The 17,124-nt window shown below is 69.4% G+C and carries 17 protein-coding genes; 10 read left to right on the top strand and 7 right to left on the bottom strand.

Annotated features, from left to right (window positions below; genetic code table 11):
• Window positions 1-23: 23 nt before the first annotated feature.
• The 3 genes from QJS31_RS17600 (at window position 24) to QJS31_RS17590 (ending at window position 3,178) form a co-directional block, all read left to right on the top strand.
• Complete coding sequence (locus QJS31_RS17600; protein WP_306357177.1) at window positions 24-563, top strand: DUF1697 domain-containing protein; 540 nt, start codon at window positions 24-26, stop codon at window positions 561-563.
• A gap of 122 nt (window positions 564-685) precedes the next feature.
• On the top strand, window positions 686-2,860 hold the full coding sequence (locus QJS31_RS17595; protein ID WP_306357176.1) for a hypothetical protein: 2,175 nt from the start codon (window positions 686-688) through the stop codon (window positions 2,858-2,860).
• A 150-nt stretch (window positions 2,861-3,010) separates the two neighbouring features.
• A complete protein-coding gene (locus QJS31_RS17590; RefSeq protein ID WP_282782270.1) occupies window positions 3,011-3,178 on the top strand; it encodes a hypothetical protein in 168 nt (55 codons plus the stop codon).
• A gap of 33 nt (window positions 3,179-3,211) precedes the next feature.
• On the opposite strand, the gene QJS31_RS17585 is transcribed toward QJS31_RS17590, so the two are convergent.
• The 3 genes from QJS31_RS17585 to QJS31_RS17575 are packed head-to-tail and all read right to left on the bottom strand — an operon-like array spanning window position 3,212 to window position 6,797.
• Window positions 3,212-4,474, bottom strand: a complete 1,263-nt coding sequence (locus tag QJS31_RS17585; protein WP_282782272.1) for a glycosyltransferase family 4 protein — start codon at window positions 4,472-4,474, stop codon at window positions 3,212-3,214.
• Window positions 4,474-6,003, bottom strand: a complete 1,530-nt coding sequence (locus QJS31_RS17580) for a glycoside hydrolase family 57 protein (RefSeq protein ID WP_282782274.1) — start codon at window positions 6,001-6,003, stop codon at window positions 4,474-4,476. The genes QJS31_RS17585 and QJS31_RS17580 overlap by 1 nt, the downstream gene beginning before the upstream one ends.
• Window positions 6,000-6,797, bottom strand: coding sequence for a bifunctional 2-polyprenyl-6-hydroxyphenol methylase/3-demethylubiquinol 3-O-methyltransferase UbiG (locus QJS31_RS17575; protein WP_282782276.1), 798 nt, complete (start codon window positions 6,795-6,797; stop codon window positions 6,000-6,002). The genes QJS31_RS17580 and QJS31_RS17575 overlap by 4 nt, the downstream gene beginning before the upstream one ends.
• Before the next feature lie 184 nt (window positions 6,798-6,981).
• Between QJS31_RS17575 and QJS31_RS17570 the strand changes: the two genes are divergently transcribed.
• From QJS31_RS17570 to QJS31_RS17560, 3 genes are all read left to right on the top strand, one after another.
• Window positions 6,982-7,767 (top strand): electron transfer flavoprotein subunit beta/FixA family protein, encoded by a 786-nt coding sequence (locus QJS31_RS17570; protein ID WP_282782278.1) that lies wholly within the window; start codon window positions 6,982-6,984, stop codon window positions 7,765-7,767.
• A 38-nt stretch (window positions 7,768-7,805) separates the two neighbouring features.
• Window positions 7,806-8,765, top strand: a complete 960-nt coding sequence (locus QJS31_RS17565) for an electron transfer flavoprotein subunit alpha/FixB family protein (RefSeq protein ID WP_029927372.1) — start codon at window positions 7,806-7,808, stop codon at window positions 8,763-8,765.
• A gap of 316 nt (window positions 8,766-9,081) precedes the next feature.
• The gene (locus tag QJS31_RS17560; RefSeq protein WP_306357175.1) at window positions 9,082-9,390 is read left to right on the top strand and encodes a hypothetical protein; all 309 of its coding nucleotides are present in this window, start codon (window positions 9,082-9,084) and stop codon (window positions 9,388-9,390) included.
• A 49-nt stretch (window positions 9,391-9,439) separates the two neighbouring features.
• Here the strand turns inward: QJS31_RS17560 and QJS31_RS17555 are convergent, their stop codons facing one another.
• Both QJS31_RS17555 and QJS31_RS17550 read right to left on the bottom strand, forming a co-directional pair.
• Window positions 9,440-10,318 carry a dioxygenase gene (locus tag QJS31_RS17555; protein ID WP_306357174.1) on the bottom strand — a complete coding sequence of 293 codons (879 nt, stop codon included), beginning with the start codon at window positions 10,316-10,318 and terminating at the stop codon, window positions 9,440-9,442.
• A gap of 96 nt (window positions 10,319-10,414) precedes the next feature.
• Window positions 10,415-10,822: a DUF1707 domain-containing protein gene (locus tag QJS31_RS17550; RefSeq protein ID WP_282782285.1), complete on the bottom strand. Its 408-nt coding sequence runs from the start codon at window positions 10,820-10,822 to the stop codon at window positions 10,415-10,417.
• 56 nt (window positions 10,823-10,878) lie between these two features.
• Here QJS31_RS17550 and QJS31_RS17545 point away from each other — a divergent pair, with 56 nt between their 5' ends.
• Complete coding sequence (locus tag QJS31_RS17545) at window positions 10,879-11,817, top strand: aminoglycoside phosphotransferase family protein (RefSeq protein ID WP_282782287.1); 939 nt, start codon at window positions 10,879-10,881, stop codon at window positions 11,815-11,817.
• Window positions 11,818-11,882: 65 nt separating this feature from the next.
• On the opposite strand, the gene QJS31_RS17540 is transcribed toward QJS31_RS17545, so the two are convergent.
• Window positions 11,883-12,740, bottom strand: coding sequence for a LysR family transcriptional regulator (locus QJS31_RS17540; RefSeq protein WP_306357173.1), 858 nt, complete (start codon window positions 12,738-12,740; stop codon window positions 11,883-11,885).
• Between the two features lie 113 nt (window positions 12,741-12,853).
• Between QJS31_RS17540 and QJS31_RS17535 the strand changes: the two genes are divergently transcribed.
• From QJS31_RS17535 to QJS31_RS17525, 3 genes are all read left to right on the top strand, one after another.
• The gene (locus QJS31_RS17535) at window positions 12,854-14,146 is read left to right on the top strand and encodes an NAD(P)/FAD-dependent oxidoreductase (protein ID WP_282782290.1); all 1,293 of its coding nucleotides are present in this window, start codon (window positions 12,854-12,856) and stop codon (window positions 14,144-14,146) included.
• Window positions 14,147-14,585: 439 nt separating this feature from the next.
• Entirely contained in the window at window positions 14,586-15,434 is an 849-nt protein-coding gene (locus QJS31_RS17530; protein WP_282782291.1) for a GNAT family N-acetyltransferase, read from the top strand.
• 6 nt (window positions 15,435-15,440) lie between these two features.
• Entirely contained in the window at window positions 15,441-16,502 is a 1,062-nt protein-coding gene (locus QJS31_RS17525) for a 1-acyl-sn-glycerol-3-phosphate acyltransferase (RefSeq protein ID WP_306357172.1), read from the top strand.
• A 98-nt stretch (window positions 16,503-16,600) separates the two neighbouring features.
• On the opposite strand, the gene QJS31_RS17520 is transcribed toward QJS31_RS17525, so the two are convergent.
• Window positions 16,601-17,011 carry a PRC-barrel domain-containing protein gene (locus tag QJS31_RS17520; RefSeq protein ID WP_282778485.1) on the bottom strand — a complete coding sequence of 137 codons (411 nt, stop codon included), beginning with the start codon at window positions 17,009-17,011 and terminating at the stop codon, window positions 16,601-16,603.
• Window positions 17,012-17,124 lie beyond the last annotated feature (113 nt).

Raw genomic sequence — 17,124 nt, 5'->3', positions numbered from 1 at the left:
TGCGCCCCGGTAGGTTCGGCGGCATGAATCGCTATGCCGCCTTCCTGCGCGGGATCATGCCGAGCAACCCGAATATGCGCAATGAGAAGTTGCGCGGGGTATTCGAGGGTCTCGGCTTCGAGGGCGTCGCCTCGGTGCTCTCCAGCGGCAATATCGTCTTTCGCAGTGCGGAGACCGATGTGGCCGCCCTGGAATCCCGCATCCAGGAGGCGTTGCGCGATGAGCTCGGCATCGGTGGCGGCACGCTGCTGCGCGAGTACGGGGAGTTGCGGACGCTGGTCGACGCCGATCCCTTCGAGGGATTGACGCACTGTCGCGAGACCTATCTGACCGTCACCTTCCTGCGCGGCGACACCCCGCCGCCGCCTGCGCCCGGTGATCTCGACGCGACCGTCCGGGTCGTCGGCTACGATGCGGCGGCGCGGGCGGTGCTGTGGGTGGTGGACAACAGCGCGCCGAACGGCGCGGGGTTCATGGCGTGGCTGGAGCGGCAGTACGGCAAGGATGTCACCACGCGCACATTTCTCACGGTGCAGCGCGTGCTGAAGAAATTGGATTCCTGACCAATTCGAAAAGGGTTGATTTACAACGCAACCCTGCCGTTGCGCCGACGCAAACTATGGCATGCTGTCGCGCAGCAGTGCGGCGTGCGTAGGGGTGATCGTCCGAGCAAGGGGGTAGATCCTTGTTGGTTCGCTGGGCCGAGGACCTGGCCCGAGCGGTGCGAGAGCGGGAACGGGAGAATCTGACCCTGCTCTGGATGTCGCGCGCCGAATTCGACCGAAGTGTCGAATATGACCGAATTCGCTTCGAAAGTTGGGCTCCCGAAGCCGAATACGAGGATCCGGCCATTCGCACCGTGCGGCGCATCGGCGAATACTATCCGCGGCGCACCGGTGGCCGCCTGGTGATTCTGGGTGAGCCGGGCGCGGGCAAGGCCGTCACCCTGCTCGGTCTGCTGCTCGCCCTGCACGCCGAACGCGACGGCCTTCCGGTCGCGGACCGCGGCCCGATCCCGGTGCGGGTGGACGCCTCCACCTGGAACCCGTTGACGCGCAGCCTGACCGGCTGGCTCGCCGAGCGCATCGCCCGCGACTACGGACTGCGCACGATGGTCGTGCGGCGACTGGTGGAGGGCGGTGCGATCCTGCCGCTGCTGGAACGCGCCGACGCCATGGATGTGCCGGGGCGCGAACCGATTCGGCTGCGCCGCGCGATCGAACAGCTCGACGGTGACGAATGGGCGGACCGCCCGGTGGTGCTCGGCTGCGACGCCGACGTCTATCAGCGGCTGCGCGCCGACCGTACGGCGCTGAGTGCGGCGACGGTGATCGAACTCCAGCCCATCGGCACCCAGACGGTGCTGGAGCGGCTCAACGAGATGCGGGTCGATCCCAGCTACGACAGCGATACCTGGAAGCCGGTGGTGTGGCGGCTGGTGGAGAGCCCGGACGGCCCACTGGCCCGATCCCTGCGCACCCCACTGCGTTTCACCCTCGCCGTCAGCTACCTGCGGCGCACCGATGCCGACGACATCGTGCGGCTGGCCTGTGCGGGCAGCGAGGCCGAGGTGTCGTCGCTGCTGCATTCCGCGGTGCTGGGCGCGGCGGTCGACACCACCGCGCGCGCGGACGGTGACAATGCCTATTCCGAAGCGCACGTGCATCGTTGGCTGCACAGCCTCGCGCGCTACCTGGGCACGCGACCGCGCTCCGGTCGGCTCGACACCGTATTCGGCCGCGACGACATCTGGGAGCTGGTCGGCAGGCGCTCGCGCCTGCTGCACGCCACGCTCGCCGCGGTGCTCGGCTTCGTTCTGCTCGGCTACGCCTACGGCATCCTGACCACGCGCTACGCCTGCCTGCCCACCTCCTCCGGTGCGGGCCTGTTCGGCCTGTTCGGATGGTCGTGCGCGGCACCGGCTTTCGAACTCGATCCGCTGTTGATCCCGCTGGCCCTGCTGTGCGGGGTGGTGAGTGCGGCGCCGACCTGGACCCGGCAGTCGTGGTCGCCGGTGGCGAGCGTGCCCGCCCGGGTGGGTGCGACGGCCCTGTTCGCCGGGCTGGTGGTGGCCCTGGCGGTCGATATCGCCTGGTGGAACTACCGGCCCATGGAGTCGGCCCGCACTCTCGCCATCGGCTTGGCCGTTTCCGCCATCGCCGCGGCGGCGGTGGCGGCGCGCGGCTGGTCGGGCAGCACCTCCCGCCTGGTCGAGCGTGCGACGCGGTTCGCCGCAACGGGTTTCGTGGTCGGCCTGGCGGTCACCGTGGCCCAGGCCGCCGCCATCGCCGCCGACGCGCCCACGCACTGGCTGCACGACCGGGTGATCCTGCTGGTCGGCCACGGCATGGCCGGGGTGGCGGGAGTCTGGCCGATAGCCGCGCTGCTCGCCGCCCTCCTGGCCTTCCTCGGCCCGGTCCTGGAGAGCCGCTTCCTCGCCCCCGCCGCCGACTACCGCTGGTTGTTCCGGTGGGGCCGGACCGGCTGGGTGCTGCTGCTGACCGCCGCGGCCCTGCTGGTGACCGGCTATCTCGCCTGGGTGATCGCGACCCAGCGCTCCGGCCTGCACCTGGCCCTGTTCACCGTCGTGGTCGCGGCCCTGGTGGTGGGCGGCGGCAGCACCGTGGTCCGCCGCGTCCGCTACCTGTGCGCCTGCCTGGTCCTACTCGGCAGCGACCGGTTCAGTGCCCGCCCCACCGAATTCCTGAACTGGGCCCACCGCGCCGGCCTGCTCCGCGCCGGCGGCGGCCACTACCAGTTCAACGACGAATCCTTCCGCCGCTGGCTGCTGGCCAACCCGGTGCCGCACGCCGAACTCGATCCAGGGGCGGCGGCCGGGTTGGAGCTTGCCAGGACGTAGCGGGGCGGACTCACCGCCGCCCGCGCGGCCGGTGTGGTGCGCTGAGGCCGCCCGCGCCGGGGCCGTCGATGGCTGATGTGGTGTCGGACCGCTCGGACCGGGTAGTCGAGTGACTGACTACCGAAAACCGAGCGGAAGCGAGGTGCGGGGTTGCGAATACCGGATCGACGGCCGACGGCGGTCGAATGGATCGCGTTCGCGGTGGCGCTGATCGTCGGGATCGGCGTGGCCGCCTATTTCGGGAATCTCATCGCGGCTGTCGGCGTGGGGCTCGCCTTGTTCATCGCCGGGATCGGGCTCACCTATTCGCGACGATGACCCGTGGTGCGCGATCGGCGCGCACCGCCGGAGTCAGTACGGCTGGTTCGGATCGCGTTCCGGGAGGGGGCGTTCCACGATCGCCGGGCGCGCTAGCGGGGTGCGGACGCGGCGTTTGGCGGCCTGGTAGACCAGGGCGGTTTCGGCGGCGACCACGTCCCAGGCGAAGTCGGCGGTGAGGCGTTCGCGGGCGGCCCAGGCGCGGTCCTGGGCGGCGAGCTGGTCGTCCAGAACGGAGACCACCGCGTCGACCAGGCCGTTGACGTCGGCGGGAGCGAAGGACGCGCCGGTGACGCCGTCGGTCACCAGTTCGCCGAGGCCGCCCGCGGTGGAGGTCACCAGCGGGGTGCCGGCGGCGGCCGCCTCCAGCGCGACGATGCCGAAGGGCTCGTAGCGGCTGGGCAGCACGATTGCGTCGGCGCTGTGCAGCCAGCCCAGCAGATCGGTGTGGTCCAGGCGTCCGGCGAAGTTGACGGCGCGGGCCACCCGGTGCGCCCGGGCGCGCTCGCGCAGCCAGTCGAACTGGGTGCCGACCCCGGCGATGGTCAACGTCGTTCCGGGATGCGCCTTCCGGATGCGGGGCAGGGCGGCGATGGCGTCCTGCACGCCCTTCTCGTATTCCAGGCGGCCGACGTACAGCAGACGCGGCGGACCCGAGCGGGGTGCGCGTTCCCGGAAAGTCCACGCGCCCACGTCGATACCGTTGCGGATGACGGTGAGCGGGGTGCGCTCCGGGTTGTAGAGGCGCTCCACCTCCTCCCGCATGGAGGCCGAACAGGTGATGAGCGCGTCGGATTCGTGCGCCAGCCACCATTCCACCGAATGCACCTGCCGGTTGACCCGGCCCGACACCCAGCCGCTGTGCCGCCCGGCCTCAGTGGCGTGAATGGTGGAAACCAGTGGCACATCGTAGAACTCGGCCAGCGCGACGGCCGGATGCGCGACCAGCCAGTCGTGGGCGTGCACCACATCCGGCGCCCAGCCCTCGCCGATGCCGGGCTTGGTGAGCGCCACCCCGGCCCGCACCATGGCGTGCCCCATGGCCAGCGTCCAGGCCAGCATGTCCTCGCCGAAGTCGAAGCACGGCGGATCCTCGGCCACCGCCACCACCAGGACGCCGTCCTCCACGAAAGAGTGGGTGGGGTGGGTGCTCGCGTCGGTGCCCATGGGCCGACGGGCCAGCACCACCACCTCGTGTCCGGCGGCGGCGAGTTCGGTGGCCAGGTGGTGGACGTGGCGGCCCAGCCCGCCGACTACGACGGGTGGGTACTCCCACGACACCATCAAGATCTTCATCAATGTCCTTCTAGGGCGGCAGGGCCGAGTCGGCGCGCGTCCAGCGCCGGGAAGAGTCCGTCGGCCGCGCTCCATCCTGCCGCCAACTGCCCGGCTTTGGCGAGTTGCCCGGCCGAAACGGCGGCCGCGATCTCGCGGACGGCGTGGGCGTGCTGATGGGCGCGGTCGCGGGCGTATCCGGCGGCCGAATCCTTCGACACCATGAACGCCCAGTCGCTGGAGACGGTGAGAATGGCCTCGCGCAGCAGCTGATCGGCAACCGGATCGCGGAGGCCGTCCTGATCGGTGCGCATCTTGTCCAGGGTGTCCAGGGCCAGCCGCACGATCTCGGCGTTGAGGTCGACCAGATCGCGCACCTGATCCCCGGCCCAGACCCGCCAGTCCTTGCCCGAACCCCACGACGAGTCGGCCAGTTCGACGCGTTCGCCCACGTAACCACGGTCGCGGGCGTCGGTGAGGGTGCCGACGGTGACCCCGGCCTCGGGCAGCGCGCGCAGCACTTTCTCCAGCCACTGCGGCCCCTCGTGCCACCAGTGGCCGAACAGTTCGGTGTCGAAGGCGGCCACCACGAGGGCGGGGCGGCCGATGCGCTCGGACTCCGCGATCAGGCGTTCGCGCACCGTCTCCACGAAGTCCGCCACGTCGCGGTCGACGGCCGCGGCGGCGAGTTCCGGATCGTAGGGAGCCTTGTCCGGCCCGGCCACGGTCTTGCCCGTGACCCGCGCGGGCTTGAGCCCGGTGGCGTGATCGTAGTGATGGAAATCACGGTAGTAGGGCTGACCCGGGTAGCCGGACTTCGGCGACCACACGCGGTACGACACGTGCAGATCGCGGCCGAACACCACCACGTCGGAGTCCCACACCGGCCGCCCGAGGGTGGTGTCACCGCGCAGCGCGGGTCCGTCGCACAGGAAATGCGAGATCCCGGCCGCCGCGTAGTCCCGCTCCATGCCGGGGGTGAATCCGCATTCGGGAGCCCAGATGCCCGCGGGCGTATGCCCCCAGCGCTGCCGCGCGTCGGCGAGACCCTCGCTGAGCTGATAGGCGCGCAGCCGCTGGTCCAGCAGCGGCTGGAAGGGATGGGCCAGCGGCCCGCCCAGCAGTTCGATGGCGTCGGCGTCGATGAGTTCGCGCCACACCGGTGACGCCCCGTGCCGCCAGCGCGTCTCGAAGTCCGCGAGCGCCGCGGTGGCGAGCCGGTGTTCGTGCGCGCCGAGTGCGGTATTCCCACTCATGGCGGCTTCGTCGGCGCGCAGCCGCCAGTTGCCCAGCCAGTGGTGCATGCCGGACAGGCAGTGCGGGTCGTCCAGCTGCGCCGCCAGCACCGGCGTGATGCCCAGGCTCAGCAGATGCGAACGGCCTTCGGCGGCAAGGTTTCTCAACACCTGGGCCACCGGCAGGTAGGAGGCGGCCCAGGACTGGTACAGCCACTCCTCGCCGACCGGCCACCGCCCGTGATGGGCCAGCCAGGGCAGATGTGAGTGCAGGACCAGCGTGAACTGGCCCGGAACCGTGGACTTCCCGCTCACGGCTTCACCGCGATGGCGACCAGGTCGAGGCTGGCGTCGATATCGGAGTCGGCGTCGGTGAGCAGGTCGAAGTCGTCGACGGACACCGCCGCCACGTCGGCCGCCAGGTCGGCTGGCCACGGCTGCCCGGCGAGCGCCCGCTCGATCTGCGCGTCGATGATCGACCCGCCCCACTTCCGGTCCAGCGCGGCCAGCGTCGCGCCGTGGAATACGCCGCTCATGACATCGACCCGGAAACCGGCCTCGACAAGCAGTTCGGTGAGTTCGGCCGCGTTGAGTTCCCGGGTGTGGAAAGGATTGAGCGGCGTGTCGCGCCCCGGGGAGAAGGTGATGCGGTTGGGGGTGCTGATCAGCAGTTCGCCGCCGGGCCGCAGCACCCGCAGGCATTCGCGCACGAATTGCGCCTGGTCCCACAGGTGTTCGATGACCTGGAAGTTCACCACCACGTCGACGGAGGCGTCTTCGAGCGGCAGGTCGGCCAGATTGCCCTGGATCATCTCCACCCGCGGGTATTTGGCCCGCACGTGCGCGACCGCGGAGTCGTCATAGTCCAGCCCGATGACACGCGCGGCCACATCGGCGATCATGTTGGCCCCGTAGCCTTCTCCGCTTCCGGCTTCGAGCACGGTCTTTCCGGCGCAGCGCGACAGCAGTCGGGCGTAAGCGATTTCGTGGCGACGGAACCAGTAGTTCTCCTCGGCGATGCCGGGCACCGTCCGCTCGCCGGTCAGCGGCAGGGGATCGGCGTGGCCTTCGGGGGATGCATCTTCGGGGGATATCACGGCATCGCTCACCCGTCCGACGTTAGCGGTTGCCTGTATCACACTCGGCGTCGGAGGGGGGTCATGCAAAACATCACAGCCTAAGTTACCCACGAGTAACTTAACGTAGGGTAATGTCCTGGCCGAGCTACACATGTGGGCAGTCGTGCGACCGCCACACCCCAGTGCCACCAGAACAGGAGGTCGACGAAGACCAATGCCGAACATCGTCGTACTGATCAAGCAGGTTCCCGACACCTGGTCCGAGCGCAAGCTGACCGACGGTGACTACACCCTCGACCGCGAGGCCGCCGACGCCATCCTCGACGAGATCAACGAGCGCGCCGTCGAGGAGGCGCTGCTGATCAAGGAGGCGCAGGGCGGCGAGGTCACCGTCCTGGCCGCGGGTCCGGCGCGCGCCACCGAGGCCATCCGCAAGGCGCTGTCCATGGGCGCCGACAAGGCCATCCACATCTCCGATGACGCCATCCACGGCTCCGACGCCGTGCAGACCGCCTACATCCTCGCCGCCGCGCTGGGCCAGATCGAGGGTGTCGAGCTGGTCATCGCCGGTAACGAGTCCACCGATGGTCGCGCCGGCGCCGTCCCGGCCATCGTCGCCGAGTACCTGGGTCTGCCGCAGCTGACCCACCTGCGCAAGCTGACCGTCGACGGCGACAAGGTCACCGGCGAGCGCGAGACCGACGAGGGCGTGTTCAAGCTGGAGGCCAGCCTCCCGGCCATCGTCTCGGTCAACGAGAAGATCAACGAGCCGCGCTTCCCGTCCTTCAAGGGCATCATGGCCGCCAAGAAGAAGGAAGTGCAGACCTTCACCCTGGCCGACCTGGGCGTGGACCCGGAGACCGTGGGCGTTGCGAACGCCGGCACCCAGGTGACCGGTGTGACCCCGAAGCCGCCGCGCACGGCGGGCGAGAAGATCGTCGACGAGGGTGAGGGCGGCAACCAGATCGCCACCTACCTGGTCGGCCAGAAGATCATCTAAAGCCCCCGAGCACAACGAACTTCAGGAGAGTAAAGACAATGGCAGAAGTACTCGTGCTCGTGGAGCACGCCGAAGGTGCCCCCAAGAAGGTCACCACCGAACTCCTCACCGCGGCCCGCTCGCTGGGCACCCCGGCCGCCGTCGTGGTCGCCGCCCCCGGCACCGCCGACAAGCTGGGTGACGCCCTGGCCGCCGCCGGCGCCGAGAAGATCTACGTCGCCGAGTCCGACGACGCCGAGGGCTTCCTGGTGACCCCGAAGGTCGACGTGCTGGCCGGGCTGTCCGAGTCCGCCTCGCCGGCCGCGATCCTGGTCGCCGCCACCGCCGAGGGCAAGGAGGTGTCGGGCCGCCTCGCCGCCCGCATCGGCTCCGGCCTGCTGGTCGACGTCATCGCCGTGAACGGTGACGGCTCGGCCGTGCACTCCATCTTCGGTGGCGCGTTCACCGTCGACGCCAAGGCCACCGGCGACGTGCCGGTGATCTCGGTGCGCCCGGGCGCCATCGAGGCCGCCCCGCAGAACGGCGCCGGCGAGAAGGTCGCCGTCGAGGTGCCCGCGCAGGAAGAGGGCGTCGTCAAGGTCACCGCTCGCGAGCCGATCGTCGGCGGTGACCGTCCGGAGCTCACCGAGGCCGCCATCGTGGTCTCCGGTGGCCGCGGCGTCGGTTCGGCCGACAACTTCGGCAAGGTCGTCGAGCCGCTCGCCGACGCCCTCGGTGCCGCCGTCGGCGCGTCCCGCGCGGCCGTCGACTCCGGCTACTACCCGGGCCAGTTCCAGGTGGGCCAGACCGGTAAGACGGTCTCCCCGCAGCTGTACGTCGCCCTCGGCATCTCCGGCGCCATCCAGCACCGCGCCGGCATGCAGACCTCGAAGACCATCGTGGCCGTCAACAAGGACGAAGAGGCCCCGATCTTCGAGATCAGCGATTACGGCATCGTCGGCGACCTGTTCAATGTCGCCCCGCAGCTGACCGAGGCGGTCAAGGCCCACAAGGGCTAGTCCACCTCTCCGTGTCTCACGTGGGCGGGTCGGCGGCGTGATGTGTCGTGTCGCCGACCCGCCCGCGGGCCGGGTCAGCCGGTACCCGATGAGTTACCCTCTACTCGCCAAATCAGTTGTCGCGTAAGCGGTCTGATTTGGCGAGTCGTGCTTTCAGGGGGAATGGTGCGTGGTCGATTCGATCCTCGGCGTAGGAAGGCCGAGGCGATGGCCGATGAAAACCGCGATATGGCAATCGGACTCGATCTGTCCGAGGTGGTCGCGGGCCTGCACTGGGATCTGGCCGAGTGGCTCGGGGGGTGATGCGCCGCCCAAGGTGTTCGATCGGATCTCCGCCGCCCTGGACGAGGGCTTCACCTCGGTGGTGACGACCGGGCAGCTCGTGGATCGGGGGACGCTGCTGTCCGGGCTGTGGTCGGCGCGCAATGCCCAGCCGGGCTTGCGGATCGAGGTGTCCGAGGTGGGGGAGATCGCGCAGCGGCCGGGGTTGGTGGTGGTGCGGTTCATCGCCGCGAACACGGTGGGGGAGCTGACGACGCGGCGGTGGGTGACCGCCGTGCTGACCACCGACGGCCAGCGGTACCTGTGGCGTTCGGTGCACGAGACGCCGATCGCCGGAACCTGATCGGGCACGGCTCGGGTGCGTACCGCCGGGAATCATCCGAGCGATTCGGCTATCCGGTCGGCCTCGACCCGTCGGGACCCCCTCGAGCGTCGGTTGCGCCGGTTGCGCCGGTGGTGGCCGATGCCTCGCCGACGCCGATGGTGAGCGCGATCGTCATCCCATTCGCGGGCGTGCCGGTGACGGTGGCCAATTCGGCGTCCCAGCCGTCACCGAAGACATTGTCCGAGGACAGCGAGACGCGAGACAGGTTGGACGGGCTGGAGCTGTAGGCCGAATCGTAGGCGTAGACCTGCTCGCAGGCATCCTGCGGCAAGGCGATCTGGGAGGTCAGACGGGCGTTCGAGCCCGCGACGGCGGTGGCGAGCGAGTCGTACACCTCGAAGTGGATATGCGGCCAGCGCCCGTCGTAACAGGCGGGGAAGATCGAGGTGAACCGGATCCTGCCGTCGCCGTCGGCGACCTGCACGCCGCGCAGGAAGTTCTCCTCCTCGACACCGCTGCTGTACAGCGAATACCGACCCTCGCGATCGCAGTGCCACAGGTAGACGGCCATATCCGCACCGGGCGCGCTGGCCACCAGGTCGACCAGAGTCAGTTCGATCGTGACCGGAACACCCTCGGCCACACCGGAGTACGCGCCGAAACTGGTGGTCAGATCCTGGCGCACCACACCGGATTCGATGAGCACGTTCGGCCCGTTCGACCCGTCGCCGGGATAGGGTCCGGCGGTTTCCTGCGGTGCGGCGGCCAGCGTGCTCGTCGTGGTCATGGTGCCGGTGGTTTCGGTGGTGCCGCCGGTGGTCTCGCCGTTCGCGCATCCGGTGAGCAGCGCCGCCCCCGCCGCTCCGAACCACCGCAGCGCCCGCCGCCTGCCCATCACCCGCAGGTCGTGTGCCAGCCCCAGGTCGTGCTCGTGGCGGTCGTCCATGATCGCTCCTGTCGTCGGAATCATCGTTCGACGCAGACGCTAGCCAGCGCGGCTCCCGGCTTCCTGGATGTCGGCGGTGAGGTTGCCGTGAGCGCCCTATCCGGCGCGGCGGCGCTGGTCGCGGGCGGTTGTGATGCCGATGGTGGTGGGAATGAGCAGGGCCAGGCCCCAGGGGACCATTACCCAGAAGGGCCAGAAGTAGCCGAGGCCGGTCGCCAGCCAGATCACCATGCACAGCAGGTTCACGAAGACCCAGGGCGTCCACATGATCTTGATCCAGGTGGGGATGCCGGTATCGGCCGGGCGGGTGCCGCGTTGGGGTCGCTGTGCGGGCAGGTCCGAGGTCAGTGGGACCAGTTCGCCGTGCGTCTTGGCGGCGTAGACCTGTTGCAGCCGTTCGTCGAATTCGTGGAGGCTGAGGCGGCCCTCGTCCATGGCCAGCCGCAGCCGGTTGACGATCTTCTCGCGGTCCGCGTCGGACGCCCGCAGATTCTCGGAGCTCACGAAGCCAGGGTATGCCGATCGGCCGGTCCGTGTCGGCCGGATGCGAGGCTGGTGCGGTGACCTTGCCCGTGGACGTCGCCGAGACGATTCGTGAGAGTTTCGAAGAGCATGGTGAGCGCTGGTTGGCGGCCCTGCCCGCCGTGATCGAAGAGCGCTGTGCCGCATGGGAACTGGAGGTGATCGGCGACGCCTTCGGCGGTGGCACCCACTCGTGGGTCGCGCCCGTGCGCCGCGCCGACGGCGGCCCGGCGGTGCTCAAGATCCCGGTGGTCGACCCGGAGAACATCGGCGAAGCCGCCGGATTGCACTGCTACCGGGGTGACGGAGCGGTGCGACTCCACGAGTTCGACCCGAATTCCGGTGCCATGCTGCTGGAATGGGCCCGCCCCGGCACTCCGCTGCTGGAGCAGCCCGGATTCCCGAGCCTCGAGGGCAGGCCCGAACACGTCGACAAGATCGAGCTGGCCTGCGCGCTGTACCGGCGACTGCGCCGCACGCCCACCGGCCTTCCCGGCCACTTCCCGCCCCTCCCCGAGGCGACCGGCATGGTGACGGAATGGGTCGAGATGTTCACCGATCCCGAACCCGAGGTGGCGCAGGTGATTCCGGCGCGACTGCGGCGGTCGGCACTGGACTGGTGCGAACGCCTGGCGGTCCCGGACGGGCCGCTGCTGGTGGTCAATCGCGACACCCACCTCGGCAATATCGTGGCGGCCGAACGCGAACCGTGGCTGCTCATCGACCCCAAGGCGTATCTGGGCGAGGCCGCCTTCGACGCGGGCTTCCTGATCATGATCCAAGTGCAGTGCGACCCCACCCCCGCGCACGCCCGCGAGGCCGTCGCGCGCACGGCGGCGGGCCTGGACATCGACCCGGAGCGCGCCCGCGGCTGGGCGTTCCTGCGCGCCATGGAGGAGATCGTCTGGGCCGTCGAGGACGAGGAGCCGGACGATCTGCGCCTGCACCTGGCCGTGGCGCGGGCACTCCACCGCTGACGCGGCCCAGCCACTCCACCGCTGACACGGCTCAGGCACTCCACCGCTGACGCGGCCGGGCGCGGTCACGCGCTGTGCAGGGCCGCCAGCAGCGTGGTCAGGATGGGGGAGCGGCGCACATCGCTGCGGGTCACCGCCGAGACCGGCACCCGCAGCGGCCGCCCCGCCAGCCGCAGTGTCGCGATGCCCTCGGTCTGGCTGTCGGCGTACAGGATGGTCCAGGCGTCGGGGCGATTGATGAGTTCCATGGTGGCGGTGTGGTCCGGCGGGATGGGCGGCCCGTACGCGGGTCCGGTGGGCAGGTCGGCGAAGGCGGCGCGCACCACGTTGTGCAGCAGCACCTGCTCGGATTCCGGCGGCAGCAGCAGCGGGTACGAGCCGAGTTCGGCGAAGGTGACGTCCTCGCGCCCGGCCAGTGGATGAGCGGTGGAGGTGGCGATGACCAGATCCTCCACCCAGAGTTTCTCGACGGTCAGTCCGGGCTGGTCCACGCTGCCGCGGATGAGCGCGAGATCGCAGTCCCCGTCCGCCACCGCCTGGATGCGCTGTCGGAACGGCTTGATGACGAACTCGATCTCGGCCCCCGGATGCGCGGCGCGTGCTCCCGCGATCGCCGACAGTGATCTTGTTGCGAAAGACATGTTCGCCGCCAAGCGAATGCGCGGCCCGGAAGCCCGTACAGCTGCGCGAATGGCCGATTCCAGGCTCAACATTTGTTTTGCAAGAGGAAGTAGCCGAGTGGTCGCGTCGGTGGGCACCACCGAGCGGGTCGAGCGTTCGAAGAGGGTCACGCCGAGGTCACGCTCGAGTCGAGCGATCTGGTGGCTGATGGCCGACTGGGAGATGAAGCAGCGCGTCGCCGCGCGACTGAAACTCAGCTCCTCGCAGACGGCGACGAAGTACGCCAGCTGTCGCAGCTCCACTCGATGATCTCCATTCATGATCAACCTAGATAAGAGTCATCTACATTATGCGCCCTGACCCCTGGAACAATCACGTTCCGAATCACGGTTAGTCATGACAGAAGGGAGCTGTCATGCAGTACTTGGATTCGGGGATCGAAGCCACTGATGTCGTCATCGTCGGATCGGGCTTCGGTGGCTTGGCCGCCGCCAAGCAGTTGAACAAGTCGGGGATCGATTACGTTCTCATCTCGGCCACTCCGGAGCATCTGTTCCAGCCGCTGCTCTACCAGGTAGCGACGGGTGTGCTGGCCTCCGATGAGATCGCGCCGCCCATCAAGAACATCATTCGTCACCACAAGCACGGTGAGGCCCGGCTGGGCACGGTCGTCGGAATCGACGCCGAGGACGCCGTCCTCACCTACGAGACGCCCGAGGGCCTGCGGCGCATCCGCTACAACAAGCTCATCGCGGCGACCGGTGCCAGCCAGTCCTACTTCGGCCGTGACGATTTCGCCGACAAGACCTTCTCGCTCAAGACCATCGACGATGCCAAGCGCCTGCGCGCCCAGATCGAGCACGTCTTCGCGATGGCCGAGAACGCCGATCCGGCCACCCGTGAGCGCCTGTTGAGCTTCGTGGTGGTGGGCGCGGGCGCGACCGGCGTCGAGGTCGCGGGGCAGCTGAAGGAGCTGTCGAAGCGGCACTACCACCAGGAGGTGTCGGTCACCCTGGTCGAGGGCGCCGGTGCGGTGCTGCCGCCCTTCGGCGGCACTCTGTCGGAGTACGCGAAGCGCTCGCTCACCGACAGCGGCGTCGAGGTGCTGCTGGACACCTTCGTGACCGATATCGAACTCGGCAAGGTGACCGTCAAGAGCAAGGACGGCGTGGAGCGCGGTATCGCCGCCGAGACCGTGGTGTGGTCTGCCGGTGTGCAGGCGGGTGGGTTCGCGCGCCTGCTGGCCGAGGCCACCGGCTGCGAAACCGACCGTGCCGGACGACTATTGGTCAATCCCGACCTCACCGTGGGCGGACACGCCGACATCTACGCCATCGGCGATATGACCTCGCTCAACGGCTACCCGGGCCAGTCGCCGGTGGCCATGCAGGAGGGTCGCCACGTCGCCGACATCATCCGCCACAAGAAGCAGGTCGCGACCCCGTTCGTGTACTGGGACAAGGGCAGCATGGCGGTGATCAGCCGATTCAGCGCGGTCACCAAGGTCAACGACAAGATCAAGTTCACCGGTACCGTGGCCTGGGTCGCCTGGCTGGCGGTGCACCTGTTCTACCTGGTCGGCTTCCGCAACCGGTTCGCCGCCGTGTTCTCCTGGCTGGTGGCCTTCATCGGCACCGGGCGGCCCGGCTTCGACGAGGTGGAAAAGCCCGCCGCGCCGGAGATCACCGAGCAACGTCGCGCGGCCTGATCCGCATCGCACCGCTTCGCGGGCATCCGGCACCGTTTCGCGGGATTCCGGCACCGTTTCGCGGCATACCGCACCGCCCGGCGTACTCGCCGGGCGGTCGTCGTTAGCCGCCCGGTCCGGGACCCGGGACCTGGGAGCTGGGACCCGGGCCAGGCATTGGGATCACCATGCCGCTGTCGTGCGGGAACCGCGCGGGGGTGGCCGACCGGCCGCGGTCGCGGTGACGTAGGCTGTCACTTCTCGCGCACTTCGCGTCGAGGCTCCGCATCCTCACCGTCAGCGGAAAGCCGCCTCGGAAACCAGTATTCGTCCTGGTGGGGAACGGTCGGCGACCGTCGGATGAACTCCGTGTGCGGTCCAGATCACGTTCACTCGACCGGCATCGGCTCGCCATCCCGAGGTTGCCCCGGCGCAGTGTGCGCCTGGCTTGATCATCGTTATGACCCCCAAGGCAGCGTCGAATCCAGCCCTGCTCTCCGCCGCCCCCTGTTCCACCCCGGAACCGATTCGCTCCCAGGGCCGTGCCCGGTACTCCCTGGTCGTCGAATCCGATGCCGCCCATCGTGAGGTGGCCCAGCGGCTGCGCTACCGGGTGTTCGCGGGTGAGCCCGGATTCACCATCGCCGACGACGGCACCGGTCGCGACCACGACCGCTTCGACGAGCACTGCGATCACCTGCTGGTCCGCGACAACCACAGCGACGAGTTCGTCGGCTGCTACCGGATGCTGCCGCCGCACAAAGTGTCCGCCGCGGGCGGCTACTACACCGCCACCGAATTCGACCTCACCGGCCTGGATCCGGAAGGGCAGCGCATCGTCGAGATGGGCCGCGCCTGCGTGGTGCCCGAACACCGCAACGGTTCGGTGCTCAGCCTCATGTGGGCGGGCATCCTGCACTACATCGAGATCACCGGCTACGACTGGGTGATGGGCTGCGTCTCGGTGCCCATGCGGCTGACACCCGAGGACGAGCCCGGCGTGAACGTGCGCGGGGTGCGGGACATGCTGCTCGCCCGCCACGCGGTGACGCCGGAGCGTTTCGTGCACCCGTACCGCCCGGTGGAGGTGGACGGCCGCACCCTCGACGAGCTGGAACCGCCCGCCCGCGCGAAGGTGCCGCCGCTGCTCAACGGCTATCTGCGCCTGGGCGCGCAGATCTGCGGCGAGCCCGCCCACGACCCCGATTTCGGTGTCGCCGACTTCGTGGCGCTGCTCGGCTTCGCCACCGTGAACACCCGTTACCTGGATCGGTTGCGCAGCGCCGCGGCCACGTTCGATGCCCGGTGAGCCGCCATGATGCCCGCCTTCCTGTCCCCGGGTTCGGCACCGCTGTCGTGCCCGCCCGCCGCGCCCGTGCACGCCTGGATGCCGTCGAGCCCCTGCGGTCCCGACTGCGTCGAGTCCGCCGTTGAGTCCGGAACCCTGCGGGTCGCCGGACGCATCCTGTCCTTCGCGGCCGTGCTGTCCACCTTCCCGGCCGCCTATCTGGCCACGCCGCGTCGTTGGCGGCCCGCCATGCAGCGCGGTTACGCGCGAACCCTGCTGTCGTGCTGCGGGATTCGGGTCCGTGTCGTAGACCGGCGCGGCGACGAACCGGTGGGTGCCGCGAACGGCGACGGGACATCGCGCACCGACACCGTGACCCGGATCGAGGACGGCCACGTCGGCCGCGGGCTACTGGTGGTCGCCGACCATGTGGGCTGGACCGATATCGTGGTGCTGAGCGCCGTGCAGCCCATGAGTTTCGTGGCCCGCGCCGATCTGGTGAACTGGCCGCTGCTCGGCGACGTGGCCCGCCTGGTGCGCGTCATCCCCATCGAGCGCGAGCATCTACGCACCCTGCCCGCCGTGGTGACGACCATGGTGGAGCGTCTGAAATCTGGTGAGCGCGTGGGAGTTTTCCCCGAGGGCACCACCTGGTGCGGGCGCGGGCGCGGTCGCATGCGCCCCGCGCTGTTCCAGGCGGCCATCGACGCCGAGGTGCCCGTGCAGCCGATCCGCGTGCGCTATCTGGACCGCGCGGGTGAACTCTCCACGGTTCCGGGTTTCGTCGGCACCGACACCCTGATGGATTCCATTCGCCGGGTGCTGCGCTCCCGGGGTGTCGTGGCCGAGGTGGTGTTGCAGCCGCTGGAACCGCCCGGCACCGACCGCCGCGACCTCGCGCTGCGCTGCGAACGAGCCCTACACGACGACCACCCCAACCAGGCCATCGCCGCCGGCCTGATCCACGAACTCCAGGCGGAACTGGCACAGGCGCAGTCGCCCGCCGCGCAACTCACCGCCGCGCACGACGCGCCGGTGCGGCGACCCGAAGCGGTGGCACCGGCCGCGATGAGCGTGGCGTACGGCTGAATTCGGCTGAAGTACCGCCCGGCACCGTCGTGCCGCGCATCCCATCGACGCGATCGTGGCCGCGACGACCGCCGCGTGAGCGGTGGGTGCGGCGCGGGTCACGGGGTGGGGTAGCGCCCCATCCCCGCCGCCCAGAACGGTGTGTACCCGTACTGTCCGTACAGCGCCTCGTAGAAGGTGGGGGCGTCGACGAGCGGCGGATCGTACGGCTGGCTGTCGGTGACCTGCTGTCGGGTCCGGTCGATGTGCACCGACTTCCCCTCGATCCCGACGATCGCCTCCACCGGCACCAGCCGCTTGGTCTGCCCGAATCCGAGCACCCCGCCGGATGCGATCCGAATGAACCGCACCCGCCGCTCGTTCTCGTCGATGATGAGCCCGTCGACCTCCCCGACCTCGTTCTCCTGCGGATCGATGACGGTGCGATTGCGGATGTCGTAGGTCGGATTCCGCAGGGTCAGATCGGTGTCGTCCAGATCGATGAGCGTGGGCAGCCGCTGCTCGGCCATGACTGTGCTCCTTTCCGGCCCGGCATGCGCCCGGTGCACGAAACACCGGATCACGACCCGGACGCGTCGACGCTGAGCAAGTGTCCTGTTCCGGACATGCCCGCCGGATCGCC

It is taken from the genome of Nocardia sp. CC213A (assembly GCF_030766805.1).
GTDB lineage: Bacteria > Actinomycetota > Actinomycetes > Mycobacteriales > Mycobacteriaceae > Nocardia > Nocardia otitidiscaviarum.
This window is presented reverse-complemented; position numbering and strand designations above follow the sequence as displayed.